Source organism: Pseudomonas brassicacearum subsp. brassicacearum, from assembly GCF_008801605.1.
Classification (GTDB): Bacteria; Pseudomonadota; Gammaproteobacteria; order Pseudomonadales; family Pseudomonadaceae; genus Aquipseudomonas; species Aquipseudomonas brassicacearum.
The window spans coordinates 198,078-216,653 of record NZ_VZPJ01000006.1; the positions used below are offsets into that span (position 1 = coordinate 198,078).

An 18,576-nucleotide genomic window follows, 5' to 3' on the forward strand; every position below is an offset into this window, starting at 1 on the left:
GCGACGGGAAAAGGTTAGCGACAGCCCTTCCCACCCAGCAACCGCCAGAGCTCGTCGGAAAAATCTGCTTGAACCAGGAAGGATGTCCGACCATTCCCACAAACCCTGGTCGGCTGTCAGCCGCCATCGCGAGCAAGCTCGCTCCCACACAGGTTTTTGGCTGTTTATAAGATCAGTGTCCACCGCCGATCCCTGTGGGAGCAAAGCTTGCTCGCGATGGCGGTGGGTCTGCTTGCATCCATGCTGAATGTACCGCCGTCTTCGCGAGCAAGCCCACACAATTGGATCGGGGTATGACCGGAGAATCAGGTCGGCTATCAGGCCGCCTCGCGAGCAAGCTTTGCTCCCACAGGTCCTGCTCAAACAGATCTGAAGGATGTACGACCGGGAGAGACGGGCCGGCTGTCAGGCCGCCTCGTCCTCAGTAACCGTTGGAGCCATAGTCAGGGGTAAACGCAAACCCAACCACCCGCTCAACCCCCGTCTCCAACCGCCCATCCGGCAACAATCGCAACCACCGATACCCCGGCGCCTGCGAGCCCACCGCAAAATCCTCACTCCCCGGCTCAAACTGAATACAGGTCGAAGGCGAAGCCAACAAACGAACCCCCTCGCGCATCCGGTCAACCTCCTGGTGCACATGCCCCCACAACACCGCCCGCACCTGAGGAAACCGATCCAACACCGCAAACAGCGCCTCAGGATTACGCAACCCAATCGGCTCCATCCACGCACACCCAATCGAAACAGGATGATGATGCAGGCACACCAAGTGATGCCGCTCCGGCGCCTCGCTCAAGGCATTGGCCAACAGAATCAACTGCTCCTCGGCCAAAAAACCCGGCACCGAACCAGGCACGGCGGAATCCAGCATCGTCACCCGCCAGTTGCCAATGTCCACCACCGGATTGAGCAACGTGCTCTTGACCGCCGCCTCAAGCATCACCTGCGGCTCATCATGGTTGCCGGGAATCCACCGCGCCGGCGCATCGATTCGCGCAGTCAATTGCCGAAACGCCGCGTAGGACTCCAGCGTGCCGTCCTGGGACAGATCCCCGGTGGCGAGCATCAGGTCAATGTCCGGCTGCTGCTTGAGCACCAAATCAATGACCGCCCACAAACTGTCACGGGTATTCATGCCCAGCAACGAGGCATCGGCCTCGGCGAACAAATGGCTGTCAGACAGTTGGACCAGCAACGCCGCATCGGCAGTGGTCAAGCTGGATACGCTCGGCAAATCGCTCTCTCCCAGGCGCAGTCACGCCGTTGCATGAAGCCGCAATTATGCTGGGGGATGATCGAAAGGGGAAACCCGCGAACCGGAACCGGTTCACAACTACCGAACGACTTCGAACTCGTGGCCCAGCGCCAGGCAATGACTCAGCCACTCGCCCAGGAACAGGTTCAACTGGGCTTTTTCATCCGGCTGGTGCATTGACGCATTGGGGTAAGGATAGATGCCGCGAAAGCGTCGTGCATGTTCGGCGCTGACGACTTCGGCCATGCGCGCATCGTGATAGACCTGGACCTCCAGCTGCGGCACCGGCAGCCAGGGCAGGCTGTGCTCCTGGCGCACTTGCAGCGTGGTGGTGTAGGGGCAAGTCTGCAACACTTCCAGAGCCAGCACGCCCAGCATCTGGTCGCCGTGGGTCACGGCGATACGCCGCGGCGCCGGATCGTTGCGCATGTCCGGCAACAAGCGCATCAGGCGGGCGTAGTTGGCCTCGCAGGCGGCCTGCAACCCCACCAGATCGACGCGATAGCGATCGCGCAGCTTGTTCAGGACCATAGCCCCCTCACTTCCTCGCGGTTCAAGGCCAGCCATTGCAGGGCGATGATGCTCGGTGCATTGCAGATTTGTCCGTCGCGCACAGCTTGCAGGGCATCTTCGAAAGACCAGACCTTGACGCGGATATCTTCCGCCTCTTCCACCAGGCCATGCAGCCCGCCCGCCCCCGTGCTGTCGCAACGCCCCAGGTACAAATGGACGAATTCATCGCTGCCGCCCGGGGATGGAAAATACTTGGTCATCGGCCAAAGCGCAGCGAAGGCAAGCCCAGCTTCCTCCTGCGCTTCACGATGAGCAACTTCTTCCGGTTGTTCGTCCTTGTCGATCAGGCCGGCCACCAATTCCACCAGCCAAGGGTTGGCGATCTTGTCCATGGCGCCGACGCGAAACTGCTCGATCAACACCACTTCATCGCGCTGCGGGTCGTAGGGCAACACGCACACCGCGTCATGGCGCACGAACAATTCACGGCTGATTTCGCGGCTCATGCCACCGGCAAACAATTCGTGACGCAAGTGCACACGGTCGAGTTTGTAGAAACCCTGGAAGCAGCTCTCGCGCTTGACGATGTCCACGGTGCTCGGTGCGGCGTTGGCGAAATCGGTCATGACAATCCTCGTGTGCAATGGATCAATACGAGGTTCCAACCTCGGCTTCGCGCCATCCTAACGCGCCCGTACCCTTTGATGCAGCCCCTTTCCACTCATCGGGATGGACGGCAGAAGGTGAAAGAACTCTAATGAGCTTAGTGGCGAACTGATTGTCCTGCTGGCAGTCGAAGCGGGTAACTTTTCGCCTTTCCCTGTTCCATGAAGGACGCCCATGTCGCTTTTCAAAACTGCCTCCGTGGCCGCCATTGCCCTGACCCTGGGCGCTTGCCAAAGCCTGTTCCAACCCAATTACCGCGCACCGCTGGAAACCACCCGCGATGCGTCGGAACAACTGCAACAAGGTTGCGCCAGTGCCGACTGCCCGTTGGTGAACATCGATACCCTGCACTTCCCCACCGAGCCGGCCCTGGACGGCATCGTCGAAAAACGCCTGCTGCAAATGACCCGCACCACCCCGGACGCACCGGTTGCGCCGACGCTTGCCGCCTATCGCGAGCAGTTCCTGCGCAACGCCACGCCCCGCAACAGCAGCTATTTGCAGGCCAAGGTACGTGAGCAACATGACGGCCTGGTGATCATCGAATTGTCCAGCTACCTGGACACCGGCGGCGCCCACGGTACGCCGGGCCGTGGCTTCATCAACTATTCGCGCCAGCAACACAAGGTGCTGACACTGTCGGACATGCTCCTGCCGGGCCAGGAAGAAGCGTTCTGGAAAGCCGCCCAGGTCGCCCACAACAGTTGGCTGATCAGCACCAAGCTGGATCAGGAACCCGAGTTCCTGAAACAGTGGTCCTTCCAGAAAACCCCACACGTGGCGCTGACCTACGGCGGGGTGATCCTCAAGTACGAAGTGAGCACCATCGCGCCATACGCCCTGGGCCACATCGAATTGAAGATCGCTTACCCACGCCTCAATGGCATCCTCAAGCCCGAGCTGTTCCCCGGCCGTAGCTGAAAGCCCGGCCCAGCAACAGTTGCAGCAACCCTGCCAGGATCAGCGACGGCAGGGTTGCGCCGATGTCCGGATAGAAGTTGGCCAGCAAGTGATAAGTGCTCACCCCACCCAACCAGGCCAACAGGGCCGGCCAGCGCAACGCGGCTGACACCACTTGGCTGCTGCGTTTGCGCAGGATGAAGTGGTCCACCAGCACCACGCCGAACAGCGGTGCGAACACCGAGCCGATCAGCAACAGGAAGTTCTGGTATTGCGCCAACGGCGCGAAGCAGGCGATCAAGGTGCAGAGTACGCCGATCGCCAAGGCCAGGTGCTCGACCTTCAGCCCCGACAACATGCCACTGGAGACCGCCGCCGAGTGAATGTCGGCGAAGGCGTTTTCCGACTCATCCAGCAGAATCAGCAGCAACGGAATGCCCAACCCGGCGCCCGCCAGGGCCAGCAGCAGCGCATTGACTTCACCGCTTGGCGCGAACGCCAGGGTGTAGGCCACGCCCAGGCTCATCAGCCAGAAGTTACCGATGAAGAACCCCAACGCGGTGCCGCCAAACACATTTTTGGCGCGTTTGCCGAAACGCGAGTAGTCGGCGATCAGCGGCAACCACGACAGCGGCATCGCAATGGCGATATCAAACCCCACCGCCAACGGCATCGAGCCGTCGCCCGCCTGGGCCCACAGCGCTGCCAGGTCGGCCTTGGCAAACAGATTCCAGGTCAACCAGATACACGCCGCCAGCAGCAGCCAGATGCCCCACTTGCGCAGGACCTTGCGCACGAACGTCAACGGCCCGCTGACCGCGAGCAGGGTCGCCAGGGCGCCGAAGAACAGCGTCCACAGCAGTGGGTTGGAGCCCAGGCTGCCTTCGCTGAAGGCTCGGGCACCGAGCAGGCTGGCGGCGTCACGCATGACGATGATTTCGAACGAGCCCCAGCCGATCAGCTGCAGCAGGTTCAACACCGCCGGCACGCTCGCGCCCTTGCCGCCAAGGCTGAGCTTGAGCGTGGCCATGGCCGACAGGCCGGTGTCGCTGCCGATCACGCCGACGGCCGCCAGCAGCAGGACGCCCACCAGCGTACCGAGGAAAATCGCCAGCAACGAACCACTCAAGCCCAGGCCCGGCGCGAGCAAGGCGCCGACCTGCAAGACCATCAGGCCGATGCCCAGGGAGAACCACAGGGAAAACAGATCGCGGGCGCCGAAGACGCGCTTGTCCAGGGGCACGGCGGTGTCTGGGGAGTAGGTGCTGGGTTGGATGTTCAAGGGTTGTTGTCTCAGAGGGATATTTGTTGTTTTGGGGGCCGCTATCGCGAGCAAGCTCGCTCCCACAGGGGGCCTGCTGCGAACACAAATCTTGTGAACAACAGAAACCCACTGTGGGAGCGAGCTTGCTCGCGATGGGGGCGGTGAAAACACCGCCCCCATCAGCTCAAATCAGACTTTCTTGTAAAGCTGACTACCTTCCTTCTTGAACCGCTCTGCCTGCTCCGCCAAGCCCTGGGCAACGTCCACGTCCACAGCCTCGATGCGTTGGTTGGCCGCGTACTCGCGCACTTCCTGGGTGATTTTCATCGAGCAGAACTTCGGCCCGCACATCGAGCAGAAATGCGCGACCTTGGCCGAGTCCTTGGGCAGGGTTTCGTCGTGGTACGAGCGGGCGGTGTCCGGGTCCAGGCCGAGGTTGAACTGGTCCTCCCAACGGAACTCGAAACGCGCCTTGCTCAAGGCGTTGTCACGGATCTGCGCGCCCGGGTGGCCCTTGGCAAGGTCGGCGGCGTGGGCGGCGATCTTGTAGGTGATGATCCCGGTCTTCACGTCATCCTTGTTCGGCAAGCCGAGGTGTTCCTTCGGCGTGACGTAGCAGAGCATCGCGCAACCGAACCAGCCGATCATCGCCGCACCGATGCCGGAGGTGATGTGGTCGTAGCCCGGCGCAATGTCGGTGGTCAGCGGGCCGAGGGTGTAGAACGGCGCCTCGTCGCAGCACTCGAGCTGCTTGTCCATGTTCTCTTTGATCAGTTGCATCGGCACGTGGCCGGGGCCTTCGATCATGCATTGCACGTCGTGCTTCCAGGCGATCTTGGTCAGCTCGCCGAGGGTTTCCAGCTCACCGAACTGCGCTTCGTCGTTGGCGTCGGCAATCGAGCCCGGACGCAGGCCATCGCCCAGCGAGAAGCTGACGTCGTAGGCCTTCATGATTTCGCAGATGTCTTCGAAGTGGGTGTAGAGGAAGTTCTCTTTGTGGTGCGCCAGGCACCACTTGGCCATGATCGAACCACCACGGCTGACGATACCGGTGACGCGCTTGGCGGTCATCGGCACATAGCGCAGCAACACGCCGGCGTGGATGGTGAAGTAATCGACGCCCTGCTCGGCCTGTTCGATCAGCGTGTCGCGAAACAGCTCCCAAGTCAGGTCTTCGGCCGCGCCGCCGACTTTTTCCAGGGCCTGGTAGATTGGCACAGTGCCGATCGGTACCGGCGAGTTGCGGATGATCCACTCGCGGGTTTCATGGATGTGCTTGCCGGTGGACAGGTCCATGACCGTGTCCGAACCCCAACGGATGCCCCAGGTCAGCTTCGCCACTTCTTCTTCGATGGACGAACCCAACGCGCTGTTGCCGATGTTGCCGTTGATCTTCACCAGGAAGTTACGGCCGATGATCATCGGTTCCAGTTCGGTGTGGTTGATGTTGGCCGGGATGATCGCGCGACCACGGGCGATTTCGTCACGCACGAATTCCGGGGTAATGACTTTCGGCACGCTGGCGCCGAAGCTGTGGCCGGCGTGTTGCTGGTCCAGCAGGCCAGCGGCGCGGGCGACTTCCAGCTTCATGTTTTCGCGGATGGCGACGTATTCCATCTCGGCGGTGATGATGCCTTTGCGCGCGTAGTGCATCTGGCTGACGTTGGCACCCGGCTTGGCGCGACGCGGGTTGTTCACGTGGGCGAAGCGCAGCTTGGTCAGCTCAGGATCGGCCAGGCGTTCCTGGCCGAAGCTGGAGCTCAGGCCCGCCAGGCGCTCGGTGTCGCCACGGGCTTCGATCCACGAAGAGCGCACATCGGCCAGGCCTTTGCGCACGTCGATGATCACGTTCGGGTCGGTGTAGGGGCCCGAGGTGTCGTACACCACGACCGGCGCGTTGATTTCGCCGCCGAAGTCGGTGGGGGTCACGTCGAGGCTGATTTCGCGCATGGGCACACGGATATCCGGGCGGCTGCCCTGGACATAGATTTTTTGCGAGCGGGTAAAGGGCTGAACCGATTGCTGATCGACCTGGGCCGATTCACTCAGGTTGGTCGCGTTTTTTGATTTTGTCGTCATCACGGGCTCTCCAGACACACATCCAGGCAGTGGATTTTTGTCGGAGCGAACCTGTAACGAATGGACGCGTCCCAGCACGAAAGTGCGGACGCTGTGCTTGCTGCTCGAGCATGTTCGAAGATCGAAAGTCGATGGTCGAACAACATCCCGGACGAAGCACAAGAGGACTCGCCGGGTGACGAGAAATCTTGTTCCCTACGCAGGCGCTAACCTGATCAGGTTCAACGGGATCCGAAATTATTCGATCTCAGCCTCATAGCAAGGCACCCCGACAAGAACCCGGCCAGTCTAGACACAACCACGAGAGAACGCCATCACCAGGGCAAAAGGCGTGATGAATGGCGCATATACAGGATTGTTGCCGCGCGCAGGCGCAACTACACTCGCTACGCCGCGCACATCGATATGCGCACTCTCATTCGTGAACTCTCATTTTATAAAGCAGGGATAGCCTCATGCTGCGCAAACTTTCACTGGCCCTTGCCGTGTCTTGTGCGTCCAACGCAATGGCATGGGCTGCCGAAGCGCCCCTGACCACCAAAACCGATCTGGTGAGCGTGTATCAGGAAGCGGTGGACAACAACGCCGACCTGGCCGCGGCCCGCGCCCAGTATGGCGCCCAGAAGGAAGTGGTACCCCAGGCTCGCGCCGGGTTGTTGCCCAACCTTTCGGCCGGCGCCGACCTGAACAACACGCGTACCGAGCTTGACCAGCCGGCGATGACCGCCACCCGCAGCTCCACGGTTTACCAGGCGACGCTGTCCCAGCCGATTTTCCGCGCCGACCGCTGGTTCCAGCTCCAGGCGGCAAAGTCCGTCGACGAACAAGCGTCGCTGCAACTGTCGGCCACTGAACAGAACATGATCCTGCAAAGCGCCGAGAGCTACTTCAACGTGCTGCGCAGCCAGGACAACCTGGCCTCGACCAAGGCCGAGGAGGCCGCGTTCAAGCGCCAGCTCGACCAATCCAACGAACGCTTCGACGTAGGCCTGTCGGACAAAACCGACGTGCTGCAATCCCAGGCCAGCTACGACACAGCACGGGCCAACCGGATCCTCGCCCAGCGCCAGGTCGACGATGCCTTCGAAGCCTTGATCACCCTGACCAACCGCCAGTACAACTCGCTCCAGGGCATCGTCCACACCCTGCCGATCCTGCCGCCGACGCCGAACGATGCCAAAGCCTGGGTCGACACGGCGGCCAAGCAGAACCTGAACCTGCTGGCCAGCAACTACGCCGTCGATGCCGCCGAGGACACCCTGCGCCAACGCAAGGCTGGCCATGCGCCGACCCTCGATGCGATAGCCCAGTACAAAAAAGGCGACAACGACGGCCTCGGTTTCACCAACCCGAACCCCACAGGCCAGCGTTATGGCGGCGATGCCGAGCAACGCACCATCGGCCTGCAACTGAGCATCCCGATCTACAGCGGCGGACTGACCAGCTCCCAAGTGCGTGAGTCCTACTCGCAGCTCACCCAGACCGAGCAGCAACGCGAAGGCCTGCGCCGGCAGGTGGTGGAAAACACCCGCAACCTGCACCGCGCGGTAAACACCGACGTGGAACAGGTCCAGGCCCGGCGCCAGTCGATCATCTCCAACCAGAGCGCGGTGGAAGCCACGGAAATCGGCTACCAGGTGGGCACCCGCAACATCGTTGATGTGCTCGACGCCCAGCGTCAGCTGTACACCTCGGTGCGCAACTACAACAACGCCCGCTACGACTACATCCTCGACAACCTGCGTCTCAAGCAGGCGGCCGGAACGTTGAGCCCAGCGGACCTGCAGGACCTGTCGCGCTACCTCAAGCCCGACTACAACCCGGACCGCGACTTCCTGCCGCCGGACCTGGCGCAAGCGGCAGCGGCGCAATTGCGCTCACGGCCGACGCAGTAATTAAGTGCCGATCATTCCCGCGCTTTGCGTGGGAATGATCACTGTCTGGCGAGCAACCGCCCCAACCCCTCCAGCAATCGCTGCAATGCGCCCTGGTTGCTGCGCATCACCTTCAACCCCGCCTCGGCCATACGCTGGGCATCGCGGGGCAGTTCGAACAGGCGCTGTACCGCCAGGGCCAGGCTTTCGGCATCGTCCACTTCCGCCAGCGCACCGGCAGCGTGCAGTTGCGCGGCTATTTCAAGGAAGTTGAACAAGTGCGGCCCGCTGAGCACCGGTTTCGCCAGCGCCGCCGGCTCGAGCAGGTTGTGCCCACCGTTGGGCACCAGGCTGCCGCCGACAAACGCGCTGTCGGCCAACGCATAGAGAAACAGCAATTCACCCATGGTGTCACCGAGCAACACCGAAGCCTGCGCGGTCACGGACTGGCCGCTGGAGCGCCGCACCGTGGCCAACCCTTCGCTTACACACAGTTGGTGCACTGCGTCGAAGCGCTCGGGATGACGCGGCACCAGGATCAGCAACGCATCGGGATAACTCTCGAGCAACCGACGGTGGGCGGCCAGCACCACTTCGTCCTCGCCTTCATGGGTACTGGCGGCGATCCACACCGGGCGCTCGGTTGCCTGCCACTGGCGGCGCAAGGCGCTGGCGTCTTCGAGCAGTTGCGGGTCGATGGTCAGGTCGAACTTGATGGAACCGGTGACTTCGACGGTTTCCGCCCGCGCGCCCAATTGGCGAAAACGCTCGGCTTCGGCTTCGGTCTGTACGGCGAACAGGCTCATCTCGGCGAGCATGGGCCGGGTGAGCTTGGGAAAGCGCCCATAGCCCCGCGCCGAGCGCTCCGACAACCGCGCGTTGGCCAGGGCCACGGGAATGCCGCGCCTGGCGCATTGGTGAATGTGGTTGGGCCACAGCTCGGTTTCCATGATCACCGCCAGGGACGGCCGGACCCGGTCGAGAAAACGCTTGGCGGCGCAGGGCAAGTCGTAAGGCAAATAGCAATGCTGGATGCGCGGCTCGTTGGCGAACAACGCCTGGATCCGCTCCGAACCGGTGGGCGTCATGCACGTGACCGTGATCGGCAGCTGTGGATAACGTTGCAGCAAGGCGCGGATCATTGGCGCGGCGGCGATGCTCTCGCCCACCGACACCGCGTGGACCCAGATGCCCCCAGGCACCATGACCGGCAGCCCCCAGGAGAACCGCTCGCCAATGCGCCGGGCATAAGCCGGCGCCTTGCGGGCCCGCAACCACAGCCGAATCGCTACCAGTGGCAGCCCCAGGTAAAACAACGCGCTATAGAGAGTTCTGTTCATGGCGGCGGAGTTTATCGGTTTTTCAGCCAATCGCCTGCAACTGCACGGCAAAACGTTCCGCCAGCCAACGCGCGGCCGGGCCCAGGGGTTCGTCGCGGCGCCAGACCAGTTCCACCACCAGGGCCGGCGGGGTCCATTCGCTGCTGAGTTCGACCATGTCGCCCAGGTACGCCGGGTATTGCACCACATGCCGAGGCAACCAGGCCCAGCCCAGGCCACTCCTCAGCCATTCGGCCAGCACATAGAAACTGTCGGCCCGCCAGACCTGCGGGCTGGCCTGCTCACTGCCGGGATAGACACTGGACTGGGTCGCCATCAACAACTGGCGATGCCGGGCCATTTCCCGGCAGGTCACATAAGCATGGTTCGCCAGTGGGTGGCCCCTGCCGCACACCGTCACCATCTCGACGCTGCCCAGCACCCGGCGCTCCAGCGCCTCGGGGATCTGGTCGTGATAGAACAGCAAGCCGAGGTCGGCGCGGCGCTCCACCAGTTTGCGCGCCACATCGCCTTGGGCGGCGCTGGCCAGTTGCACTTCGAGGGTGGGGAATTGCTCGGCCAGGGCCGCCAGGCTGTCGATGACCGGCTGATAGGGCATGGCTTCGTCCTGGGCCAGGCGCAGCGACGCTTCCTGCCCGCGCATCAGGGCCAGGGCCCGGCCATTGAGACGCTCGCACTGACGCAGCACTTCCCTGGCCTCTTCAAGCAAGGCTTCGCCAGCGTCGGTGAGCCTGGGCTGACGACCGCTGCTGCGCTCGAACAGGCTCACGCCCAAATCCGTCTCCAGCAACGCAATCGCACTGCTGATGGCCGATTGGGCCTTGCGCTGATCCCGGGCCACGGCTGAAAACGAACGTTTCTCGGCGACCCCGACAAATAGCCGCAATTGCTCCAGGTTCCACTGTACGTTCATGGCTCAACCTATCTCCATTACAGATAGGTAATGACTTTACCGCATCTGCCCCATCTCTAGAATGGCCCCATCGAAAGACGCAACCGTCGAAGAGGAACCGCTCATGAACGCCTACTACTACCTGGCCATCGCCATCTGCGCCGAAGTCATCGCCACCGTTTCAATGAAAGCGATCAAGGGCCTGAGCACACCTCTGCCTTTGCTGCTGGTCATCGTCGGCTACGGCACCGCATTCTGGATGCTGACGCTGGTGGTGCGCACCGTACCGGTGGGCGTGGCCTATGCGGTCTGGGCCGGGCTGGGGATCGTCATGGTCAGTGTGGCGGCGCTGTTCATCTACGGGCAGAAACTGGACGTGCCGGCGATGCTGGGGATGGCGTTGATTGTTCTCGGGGTTGTCGTGATCCAACTCTTTTCCAAGACTGCCGGGCACTAACAAGAGTCAGAAACTATGGGAACAAGGCTCGTGTGGGAGCAAGGCTTGCCCGCGATGACGGCTCTGCGGTCTTAAAGAAATCGAGTTGCCTGTATCGCGAGCAAGCTTTGCTCCCACAGGTTGATCGCCAACAAATTCCCTCTGCATCGAGTCTGTATACTGCGCCCTCGTCTTGAACATTGAGGTCGCTCATGCCATCCGTTATTTCCACCGACATTCTGATTGTCGGCGCAGGCGTCGCCGGCCTCTGGCTGAATGCACGCCTGCGTCGCCAGGGTTTTTCGACCGTGCTGGTGGAAAGCGCCAGCCTCGGCGGCGGGCAGAGTGTCAAATCCCAGGGCATCATCCATGGCGGCGCCAAGTACGCCCTGCACGGCGCCCTGACCGGTGCCTCGGAAGCCATCGCCGACATGCCGCGTCGCTGGCGTGAGGCCCTGAAAGGTGAAGGTGAGCTGGACCTGTCCGGCGTGCGCATGCTGTCCGATGCCCATTACCTCTGGTCCCCCGGCACCCTGGCCGGCAACCTCACCAGTTTCTTTGCCAGCAAGGCCGTGCGCGGGCGGGTCGATCAGGTCAAGGGCGATCAGTTGCCACCGGCCCTGCAAGACAAGCGCTTCAAGGGCAAGGTCTATCGCCTGGCCGAGCTGGTGGTGGACGTGCCGAGTGTGATCGCGCGCCTGGCGGAACTGGCCGGCGACAGCTTGCTGGCCGGGCAGCACATCGAACCGCTGCGCGAAGGTGGCGAGCTGATCGGACTCAAGGTCGATGGCCGCGAGATTCGTGCCCAGCGCATTGTCCTCAGCGCCGGGGGCGGCACCGCCGACCTGCTCAGCGCCCTGGGCCTGGACCAGCCAGCCATGCAGCGCCGACCGTTGCACATGGTCCTGGTCAAGGGCCCCAGCCTCAAGCCCCTCTACGCCCATTGTCTGGGCGGCGGACCGAAGCCGCGCGTCACCGTGACCACCCACCCGGCGGCCGATGGCCAATGGGTCTGGTACGTGGGTGGCGATCTGGCCGAAGGTGATGGCGTGACCCGCGAGCCTGCCGCGCAGATCGCCGCCGCCCAGAAAGAACTCGGCCAATTGTTGCCTTGGATTGACCTGAGCACCGCGCAATGGGCCACGCTGCGGGTTGACCGCGCCGAACCGTTGCAGTCAGGCCTGACCCGCCCGGACAACGCCTTCCTCGCCGAACAGGATCGCCTGCTGGTGGGCTGGCCGACTAAATTGGCCCTGGCGCCGGACTTCGCCGATCGGGTGGTCAATGCCCTGCAACGCGATGGTATCCAGCCAAGCCACCCGGCCCCACTGCCGGACCTGCCGAAGCCGCCCATGGGCGTCCCTGCCTGGGAGCAACTGCTGCCATGAGCCAACCGACCCTGCATGACCTCTATCGCCCCCTGGGCCATGACGGCCCGCGGGTCTCCCCCCTGGGCCTGGGCACCGTCAAGCTCGGTCGCGACCAAGGCGTCAAATACCCCAACGGCTTTCAGATCCCCGATGACGACGAAGCGCGCATGTTGCTCAAACTGGCGCGCGACCTGGGTATCAACCTGATCGACACCGCGCCGGCCTATGGCCGCAGCGAAGAGCGCCTCGGCCCGCTGCTGCGCGGCCAACGCCAGGACTGGGTGATTGTCAGCAAGGTCGGCGAAGAATTCAGCGACGGCCAATCGCGCCACGACTTCAGTGCCGCCCATACCCGATTTTCGGTGGAACGCAGCCTCAAGCGCCTGGAAACCGACTATATCGACCTGGTCCTGGTACATTCGGATGGCAACGACCTGGCGATCCTCAACGACAGCGAGGTCTACCCGACCCTGGCGGCGCTCAAGCGCGAGGGCAAGATCGGCGGCTTCGGTTTTTCCGGCAAGACCGTCGACGGTGGCTTGAAAGCCCTGGAGCAAGGCGATTGTGCGATGGTCACCTACAATCTGAACGAACGAAACGAAAAGGCTGTCATTGACTACGCCAGCGAACACGGCAAAGCGATCCTGGTGAAGAAAGCCCTGGCCAGTGGTCACGTCTGCCTGAGCCCCGGGGTAGACCCGGTTCGCGCCAGCTTCGAACTGTTGTTTGAGCATCCTGGTGTCGCCAGTGCTATTGTCGGCACCATCAATCCGCTGCACCTCGCCCATAACGTCGCGACCGTAGCCAAGGTCCTGCGTAAAAACTGACGCCGCCCTACGCGGCCTTAAGGAAGGAGCCGACATGCCGCGTACGCTCATCAGAAAGAATCCCAGCAACTTCAAGACCCTACCCCTGTTCGTCGAAGCGACACCCGAAGGCCTGACTTACCAGAGCGTCGGGATGCCGCTGAATTTCGCCCAGACCTTGCAGCGCCGCCGCCCGGTAGCCGTGGCCGATACCGAGCGTTTTTCCCTGGAGTTGGCAAACCTGGGCGTTTCCGTGCGCCTGACCCTGCATTGGCAGAACCGCGACTATTGGGTACTGGTGCGCCAGCGCCGGCAGGATCGCGGCGATGTGGTGCTCAAGCTGATTTCCGGCTACGTCCCGGCCCACGAGCTGAACCTGCCGCTGCTCACCGCCATCAGCGAAATTGCCGAAGAATGCCTGCTGGAAACCCCGGAAGGCTGGCTCGGAGGGCGTTTCAACGACACCTGGCTGCCGGCCCCCTACGCCACGGCCCTGCATTACCGCGAAGCCTTGCCGTTTCGGCTGACGCCACTCTCGGGATCGGCCCGCCCGGTGCGCAGCGCCAACCTGCAACTGATCGAGCGACCACGGGCCTACGTGCACCTGCCGACGGCATCGCTGCAACTGATTTATGACTTGCGCCTGGATGTGCCCAAGGAAGCCAAGTCCCTGAGCCTGTTTCACGTCGATGAGCGTCTGGAAGGCGACCAGTTGGTCGCGCGCCTGGATCGCAAACGGCCCGATCTGTACCTGATGCCGCTTGAAGATGGCAAGCCGATTGGTGAGCTCTATACGCTTAAACGTGATCAACTGATTGCGGCCAGCACCCGAGGCCTGCACCTGGCCGAAAGCTTCGCCAGCCAAGAGGGCTGGGTGGTCCGCGACGAACGCATCCGCTGGAAGGATTGGCTGGTGAAACAAGGCTTGGAAGTGCACACGCCTCGTCGCCAAGGCCTGACCACCTTGCACAAGAAAGCCATGGGCCTGATGCGCATGGTTCGCGGGACGCTACACAAATAGCGTCAACTGGAACGCCGCTTATCCAGATAGGTTCGCCACCGTGCAAACAGATGGAAATAGCGATTCTCGCGCTTACCCATGCCACGCTTGGGTGAGAAAGACTCTTCGGCGAAGGCGCCATCGATTCGCACCCGTGACGCCGTGGTCGGCAGGGTGCAAACCTTCACCTGTGCTTGTTGCAATGCGTATTTGAGCAGCCGCTCGGAATGCAGTTGCCTACCCGTTGCCTCGCAAAAATCGAAAATACGTTCGATACGCTTGCCATAGGCTCGGTAGGCATCACGCCCGCAAATAGCGAAACGGTCGTTCAAGCCCCCCCACCATTGCCAGTCCGGGATGTAGGCATTCAATCTGCGTGCATCAGGATGAGCGAACACATATGCCGGAAGCGCTGTGTGGTAGAAATTGTCAGGGCGCACAAATACGACGAAATCCGGATCAAACGGTTCCATCATGGCCGTCACGGCATTCAGGGAATTGAGCTGGTAGATCAGATTTCTGAGCGAAGCATGCTCATCTCCCCAGGTATCGCCCAAGGACTTGACCCGCTCGAAGTCCCAGCGTTCCAGGACTCCCTCGGTAGAGTCGAGGCGACCGGTCATGGTGCTGAACGGCGCATAGTTGTCCGCTTTCAGTTCACCTTGCTCCCCCGAGCGCGGATTGCGGATTTCATCGATTTTGTACAGATGATAAAAACACTGTACTTCGCTCCCGGCAGGAATCTGTGCCAGGACGTTCTCTTGAATAGAGGGAAAACAGATTTCCGAGTTTCTCGGAATACCAAAAAAAGCCAGCGCAACTTTCAACACGCGTCCTGCCCTTGTCGTAAAAAAGAATTGCCCGGCGGCATCGCATCAAATGGCTCAACTTGCCAATGCGACTCAAGGGCGACGAAACCACCTTTGCCACCAACGGCAGCGTTGCAACGGCACAACACTCACATCGGCCTCGAGCAGCCATTGCCGCTCATATTCCCAAGCGTGCCCGCTCCAGAACTTTCCCGCCTCGTTGGAAAAACCCAGGGTCATGATTTGATAGGTATAACCGGCATGGCCGCGCAACCAATCGAACAGCACCAGTGCATTGAAGCCCGTCGAAGGACCGACATAGCGCTTGCCACCCTCCCTGTTGACCGGATAGTTCCACAAAGGCGGTAATGGAATGCGTTCCCAAAACAAGGCCACGCCCGGCAGTGGCGACATATCCCCGGTGCACCCCACCAACATTGTGAAGCAGCGTGCGTCGGGCTGGTCGAACAATCGCTGGACCTCGGCGTTGTAAGGCAGGCCGAAGAAATAAGCGTCGGGGGCATTAAAGCCATGGACGAACACATTAACGCTGCGCGGGCTGAGCAGTGCCGACTTCACGCAGGTATTGAAGGTCACGACCACGTCGTCACTGCCGATATCGAGCGCCTGGAAATCGGCCGCAGTGATCGCTGGATTATTCGCCACCAGCACCACCCGTGACGCTCTTCCCAAACAGTCCTTCAACGCCTGGGGCAACGCCTCCGCCAGCGATTGATGACCGCCCGGCAATCTATCGAGCGCCATCTCATCATTGATTTGAGGTACACGATCCGCCATGTCGTTTACCCCGGCACATTCATGCCATAACGCAGCTTGACCCATCCGCGAGTGAATACCGAAGGGGCTTGCCAGGGGCGCATTTCACGCTGGATTTCCTCGGCCAGGGCCCGCCCGACACGCGCAAAAGAATAGCGGCTCTCGGCGAAGGCTTGGCCATTGCGGGCGATCCGCGCGGCCAGTTCCGGATCACGCTGCAGCAGCTCGAGCTTCTGCACCGCCTCGTCCTCGGAACGATAGAAAACGGTGTTTTCCATGTCCTCAAAGCCCAGCAGTCGATCTTCCTCGCCCTGACTCCAGGCCAATAACACGCAACCGCAGGCCATGGCCTCGAAGTTTTTGATCATGAACTCCCCCATTCCCAGGTCGGCGCTGACAAAGATCTTGATGCGGTTGAGTGTCTCCAGATACTCGCGCCCCGATTGGGTGCGTGTCACGAGCATGCCGGTGCGTTGTACCAGGGATTCAAGCAGCGCTTTGCGTTGAGCATATTCAGTGCTCTTGAGACTGCCGAGAAAACCAATGGGGATATCGCGGACACTGTCGGTATTGCGCAGCATCTGTTCGTCATAACCTTTGGAGACGAACACCGCATCGATGTTCTCGGCTTGCATCCGGCGAGCCACCACAGCCCCTGACACCAAGGCGCGGCAACTGGGCAAACGACGGTACAGACGCGAGTAAACGCCCTGATATTTACTTTCAGGCATGTAGTTCTGATAAGCGTCGTGCTCCAGGAAGATCAGCCCCGGAATACACTTCAATACGCTCAATTGCGGTGCCAGGCGCTTGACCCGCGAAAAAATCACCACCCGATCGAAATCTTCATAATTGACCGAGGCCAGGAACTTGCCAAGTTTCATTTGCTGCGGCTTACTCAAGCGATAGATTGTGCAGTCGTCGCAATTCTCTCGCACGACTGCATACAATCGATCAAGGATCACACGCTGTTCATCCATAACCAGAAGCATGATTTTCATAAGTTAACTAACCACGAAACGAAACGAGCTGGCCCCATGAGCAAGCTCAGGCCGCAAAGGCAACGCTTGCCATATAAGGCCTTCTCTGGAATACAAAATGATCCCTTCAACGGCTGCGAATCTTCTCGACAATCGCCGTCGTCGAACTATTTGCCACCAGCCCCAACACCTTCACTGTACCGCCGTAGGCCGTGACGATGTCCGCACCCACGACCTGATCAATCCCGTAGTCACCGCCCTTGACCAGCACATCCGGCTTGACCTGGCGCAGCAGGTTTTCCGGCGTTCCCTCGCTGAAGCTGATTACCCAGTCCACCGCACCCAGGCCGGCCAGGACCGCCATGCGCCGGTCGACGCTGTTGATCGGACGCCCTGGCCCTTTGAGACGGCTCACGGATGCATCGTCATTGACCGCGACGATCAGGCGATCGCCTTGGGCCCTGGCCTGCTCGAGGTAGGTCACGTGGCCCGCGTGCAGAATGTCGAAGCAACCGTTGGTGAAGACGATTCTTTCGTTGTGGGCACGGGCGTCGTCAACGGCCAGCAGCAGTTGCTCCAGGCCCAGCACGCCTCGCTCGGAGCCTTCCTCGCGCTGGATGGCGCGACGCAGCTCGGGGGCGCTGATAGCTGCCGTGCCGAGCTTGCCGACGACAATGCCTGCCGCCAGGTTCGCCAGGGCGACCGCATGGGGCAATTCCTCGCCTGCAGCAATCGCCGCGGCCAAGGTGGAAATCACGGTGTCGCCAGCACCCGTCACGTCGAACACTTCACGGGCACGGGCCGGCAGGTGTAACGCAGGGTGATCGGGGCGCAACAGGGTCATGCCATGCTCGCCACGGGTTACCAGCAAGGCGCCAAGGTCGAGGTCTTGCATCAGTTGCGCGCCTTTGCTCACCAGTTCGTGCTCATCGGCACAACCACCAACGATGGTTTCGAATTCACTGAGATTCGGCGTGATCAGGCTGGCACCACGGTAGATGGAGAAATCCTTGCCCTTGGGATCGGCCAGGACCGGAATGCCACGGGCACGAGCGGCCTGGATCAGCGACTGGTGGTTTTTCAACGCGCCTTTGCCATAGTCCGACAACACCAGCACCTTGATGCCTTCAAGCAGGTTGTCGACCTCGGCACCGAGGGCCAGGGGATCGGTGGCGAAAGGTTCTTCGAAGTCGATGCGCAGCAGTTGCTGGTGACGGCTCATGACCCGCAGCTTGACGATAGTCGGCTGGTGCGCGATGCGCTGGAATATCGCACGCACGCCGGCGCCCTTGAGACTGTTGGTCAGGCTGTCGGCAGCCTCGTCGTCGCCAGTTACGCCCACCAGGGAAGCCGGCGCGCCGAGGGCGGCGATGTTCAGGGCAACGTTGGCGGCACCACCGGGGCGATCCTCGATGTGTTCGACCTTGACTACCGGTACCGGCGCCTCAGGGGAAATCCGTGAGGTACCGCCATGCCAATAGCGGTCGAGCATGACATCGCCGACCACCAATACAGGGGCTTGATCGAATCGCGGCATGGACAACTTCATGGAGCATCCCACATACAAAATGAACAGGGCGGGGATATTAGCACAGGGCGAACGAAGGCTTGT

General features: G+C 61.5%; 17 protein-coding genes and 1 riboswitch. Of the genes, 6 read left to right on the top strand and 11 right to left on the bottom strand.

Features of this window, described 5'->3' with window-relative positions; genetic code table 11:
- Window positions 1–421: 421 nt before the first annotated feature.
- The 3 genes from cpdA to F7R20_RS16110 form a co-directional block, all read right to left on the bottom strand.
- Window positions 422–1,237, bottom strand: coding sequence for a 3',5'-cyclic-AMP phosphodiesterase (gene cpdA, locus F7R20_RS16100; protein WP_003197172.1), 816 nt, complete (start codon window positions 1,235–1,237; stop codon window positions 422–424).
- A gap of 99 nt (window positions 1,238–1,336) precedes the next feature.
- On the bottom strand, window positions 1,337–1,789 hold the full coding sequence (locus tag F7R20_RS16105) for a DUF1249 domain-containing protein (protein ID WP_003186471.1): 453 nt from the start codon (window positions 1,787–1,789) through the stop codon (window positions 1,337–1,339).
- Complete coding sequence (locus tag F7R20_RS16110; protein WP_003197169.1) at window positions 1,780–2,397, bottom strand: NUDIX domain-containing protein; 618 nt, start codon at window positions 2,395–2,397, stop codon at window positions 1,780–1,782. Before F7R20_RS16110 ends, F7R20_RS16105 begins: the two co-directional genes overlap by 10 nt.
- Window positions 2,398–2,611: 214 nt before the next feature.
- On the opposite strand from F7R20_RS16110, the gene F7R20_RS16115 reads away from it, so the two are divergent.
- Window positions 2,612–3,358, top strand: a complete 747-nt coding sequence (locus tag F7R20_RS16115; RefSeq protein ID WP_003197166.1) for a DUF3298 domain-containing protein — start codon at window positions 2,612–2,614, stop codon at window positions 3,356–3,358.
- Here F7R20_RS16115 and cytX read toward each other — a convergent pair.
- Both cytX and thiC read right to left on the bottom strand, forming a co-directional pair.
- Complete coding sequence (gene cytX, locus F7R20_RS16120; RefSeq protein ID WP_003197164.1) at window positions 3,327–4,619, bottom strand: putative hydroxymethylpyrimidine transporter CytX; 1,293 nt, start codon at window positions 4,617–4,619, stop codon at window positions 3,327–3,329. The two genes, F7R20_RS16115 and cytX, sit on opposite strands and share 32 nt — an antisense overlap.
- Window positions 4,620–4,790: 171 nt before the next feature.
- On the bottom strand, window positions 4,791–6,680 hold the full coding sequence (gene thiC / locus F7R20_RS16125) for a phosphomethylpyrimidine synthase ThiC (RefSeq protein WP_003197160.1): 1,890 nt from the start codon (window positions 6,678–6,680) through the stop codon (window positions 4,791–4,793).
- A 175-nt stretch (window positions 6,681–6,855) separates the two neighbouring features.
- A riboswitch (TPP riboswitch) is annotated at window positions 6,856–6,961 on the bottom strand.
- A gap of 174 nt (window positions 6,962–7,135) precedes the next feature.
- Between thiC and F7R20_RS16130 the strand changes: the two genes are divergently transcribed.
- Window positions 7,136–8,575 (top strand): TolC family outer membrane protein, encoded by a 1,440-nt coding sequence (locus F7R20_RS16130; RefSeq protein ID WP_003197157.1) that lies wholly within the window; start codon window positions 7,136–7,138, stop codon window positions 8,573–8,575.
- Window positions 8,576–8,613: 38 nt separating this feature from the next.
- Here the strand turns inward: F7R20_RS16130 and waaA are convergent, their stop codons facing one another.
- Together waaA and F7R20_RS16140 are read right to left on the bottom strand one after the other, a co-directional pair.
- A complete protein-coding gene (gene waaA, locus F7R20_RS16135; protein ID WP_003197156.1) occupies window positions 8,614–9,894 on the bottom strand; it encodes a lipid IV(A) 3-deoxy-D-manno-octulosonic acid transferase in 1,281 nt (426 codons plus the stop codon).
- Between the two features lie 22 nt (window positions 9,895–9,916).
- Window positions 9,917–10,807: a LysR family transcriptional regulator gene (locus F7R20_RS16140; protein WP_003197154.1), complete on the bottom strand. Its 891-nt coding sequence runs from the start codon at window positions 10,805–10,807 to the stop codon at window positions 9,917–9,919.
- 103 nt (window positions 10,808–10,910) lie between these two features.
- On the opposite strand from F7R20_RS16140, the gene F7R20_RS16145 reads away from it, so the two are divergent.
- From F7R20_RS16145 to F7R20_RS16160, 4 genes are all read left to right on the top strand, one after another.
- A complete protein-coding gene (locus tag F7R20_RS16145) occupies window positions 10,911–11,243 on the top strand; it encodes a DMT family transporter (RefSeq protein WP_003197153.1) in 333 nt (110 codons plus the stop codon).
- Between the two features lie 191 nt (window positions 11,244–11,434).
- A complete protein-coding gene (locus F7R20_RS16150; protein WP_003197151.1) occupies window positions 11,435–12,610 on the top strand; it encodes an NAD(P)/FAD-dependent oxidoreductase in 1,176 nt (391 codons plus the stop codon).
- Window positions 12,607–13,419 carry an aldo/keto reductase gene (locus F7R20_RS16155; RefSeq protein WP_003197149.1) on the top strand — a complete coding sequence of 271 codons (813 nt, stop codon included), beginning with the start codon at window positions 12,607–12,609 and terminating at the stop codon, window positions 13,417–13,419. Before F7R20_RS16150 ends, F7R20_RS16155 begins: the two co-directional genes overlap by 4 nt.
- A gap of 34 nt (window positions 13,420–13,453) precedes the next feature.
- Window positions 13,454–14,419: a hypothetical protein gene (locus tag F7R20_RS16160; RefSeq protein WP_003197147.1), complete on the top strand. Its 966-nt coding sequence runs from the start codon at window positions 13,454–13,456 to the stop codon at window positions 14,417–14,419.
- Between the two features lie 2 nt (window positions 14,420–14,421).
- On the opposite strand, the gene F7R20_RS16165 is transcribed toward F7R20_RS16160, so the two are convergent.
- The 4 genes from F7R20_RS16165 to hldE all read right to left on the bottom strand — a co-directional run bounded on the left by F7R20_RS16165 (window position 14,422) and on the right by hldE (window position 18,513).
- Window positions 14,422–15,228 carry a hypothetical protein gene (locus F7R20_RS16165; protein WP_003197145.1) on the bottom strand — a complete coding sequence of 269 codons (807 nt, stop codon included), beginning with the start codon at window positions 15,226–15,228 and terminating at the stop codon, window positions 14,422–14,424.
- 72 nt (window positions 15,229–15,300) lie between these two features.
- Complete coding sequence (locus F7R20_RS16170) at window positions 15,301–16,005, bottom strand: hypothetical protein (RefSeq protein WP_013692123.1); 705 nt, start codon at window positions 16,003–16,005, stop codon at window positions 15,301–15,303.
- A 5-nt stretch (window positions 16,006–16,010) separates the two neighbouring features.
- A complete protein-coding gene (locus F7R20_RS16175) occupies window positions 16,011–16,985 on the bottom strand; it encodes a glycosyltransferase (RefSeq protein ID WP_003197141.1) in 975 nt (324 codons plus the stop codon).
- Between the two features lie 106 nt (window positions 16,986–17,091).
- Window positions 17,092–18,513, bottom strand: a complete 1,422-nt coding sequence (gene hldE, locus F7R20_RS16180) for a bifunctional D-glycero-beta-D-manno-heptose-7-phosphate kinase/D-glycero-beta-D-manno-heptose 1-phosphate adenylyltransferase HldE (protein ID WP_003197139.1) — start codon at window positions 18,511–18,513, stop codon at window positions 17,092–17,094.
- Window positions 18,514–18,576 lie beyond the last annotated feature (63 nt).